Source organism: Nitratidesulfovibrio liaohensis, assembly GCF_011682075.1.
GTDB lineage: Bacteria > Desulfobacterota > Desulfovibrionia > Desulfovibrionales > Desulfovibrionaceae > Cupidesulfovibrio > Cupidesulfovibrio liaohensis.
The window spans coordinates 1-1,320 of sequence record NZ_VSMK01000570.1; the positions used below are offsets into that span (position 1 = coordinate 1).

At 67.3% G+C, this 1,320-nt stretch carries 2 protein-coding genes, 1 tRNA gene and 1 pseudogene; 3 read left to right on the forward strand and 1 reads right to left on the reverse strand.

Translation table 11 applies throughout. From position 1 onward, the window contains the following. Both FVW27_RS16045 and FVW27_RS21275 read left to right on the forward strand, forming a co-directional pair. Positions 1-272: Hpt domain-containing protein (locus tag FVW27_RS16045; protein ID WP_167127039.1), on the forward strand; the 272-nt coding region annotated here is incomplete at its 5' end. 140 nt (positions 273-412) lie between these two features. Then, positions 413-700, forward strand: a complete 288-nt coding sequence (locus tag FVW27_RS21275; protein WP_424991882.1) for a pentapeptide repeat-containing protein — start codon at positions 413-415, stop codon at positions 698-700. Here FVW27_RS21275 and FVW27_RS16055 read toward each other — a convergent pair. After that, positions 679-754, reverse strand: a tRNA-His gene (locus FVW27_RS16055). The two genes, FVW27_RS21275 and FVW27_RS16055, sit on opposite strands and share 22 nt — an antisense overlap. 209 nt (positions 755-963) lie before the next feature. Between FVW27_RS16055 and FVW27_RS16060 the strand changes: the two are divergent. Further along, a pseudogene (locus FVW27_RS16060) lies at positions 964-1,320 on the forward strand (UDP-N-acetylglucosamine 1-carboxyvinyltransferase); the annotation flags it as partial.

The following is a 1,320-nucleotide window of genomic DNA, read 5'->3' on the forward strand; positions in this document are numbered from 1 at the left end:
CGTGGCGCGCCCTGTCCGAGCGCGCCCACGCCATGGCGGGCGCGGCGGGCAGCATATCCGCGCACGAGGTGCACGAAACGGCCCGCGCTCTGGAACGCCTGGGGCTGCTGCTGGCGGGCGACCTGCCCTCGGACGGTGAGCATGAAGGGAATGCGGAAAGCGCACTCCATGCATCCGTGCCGTCAGTAAATGACCTTGTGGAACGCTTTGACACGGCGGTGCGTACCACCTGCCGCAGCATCCATACCCTGCTGGACACCCACGGCGGCTGACACGACCGGCTTGCCCGCACACCGCACGGCGCACCCTCACAAATTTCCTGAAGAAAAACGGCGGGCCGCGCCGCCTGCCGCCGGTTGCCGCCATCGGTGGGGTTCCGTTCCGGGGCCGGTAAGGGTATGGTCCGCCCGACATGCGCAGAGGAAATTCCGCCCATCAGCACCGGCACGCGCCGGGCGTCCTCACCCGGACAAGCCTGGCCCGGACAAGCCTCACCCGGACAAGTCTGGCCCGGACAAGTCTGGCCCGGACAAGCCTGGCCCGGACAAGTCTGGCCCGGACAAGCCTCACCCGGACAAGCCTGGCCCGGACAAGTCTGGCCCGGACAAGCCTCACCCGGACAAGCCGCGCCGGGTTCCGGAAAAAGAAAAGCCCCGCTTTCGCGGGGCACGGAATCGATGGGGCGAATGATGGGACTTGAACCCACGGCCACCTGGGCCACAACCAGGTGCTCTGCCAACTGAGCTACATCCGCCGTAAGAGAGAGCGCATATACACCCGGCGCCAGGACCGGTCAAGAGGCAATCGCCCCCTTTCGGCCCTTTCAGCCCCTTTCACCACCGGCGCCCGTTTTCCGATCATGCACCCATGCCGCAACGGGACAGCCCGGCGTGGCGCAGCCAAAGCCATCACCCGCGCGGAACTTTTCCGCCGCGACTACCCGTAAAGGATACCCACGACCACATGGACAAGCTCGTCATCCAAGGCGGCGTACCCCTGCGCGGCTCCATTGCCGTCAGCGGTTCCAAGAACGCCGCACTGCCCATCCTGATGGCCTCGATCCTGGCCGAAGAACCCATCACCTACACCAACGTGCCGCGTCTGCGCGACATCTTCACCACCAACAAGCTGCTGGGCATTCTGGGCTGCCCGGCGGAATTCGACGGCCACACCGTCACCGTCACCCCGTGCGACCTGAAGCCGGAAGCCCCCTACGACCTGGTGAAGACCATGCGCGCCTCGGTGCTGTGCCTTGGTCCGCTGCTGGCCCGCCTGGGCGAGGCCCGCGTGGCCCTGCCCGGCGGCTGCGCCATCGGCGCG

Coding starts and splice junctions, on each gene's coding strand:
- FVW27_RS21275 (WP_424991882.1), top strand. CDS start 413: ATGCGCAGAGGAAATTCCGCCCATCAGCACCGGCACGCGCCGGGCGTC.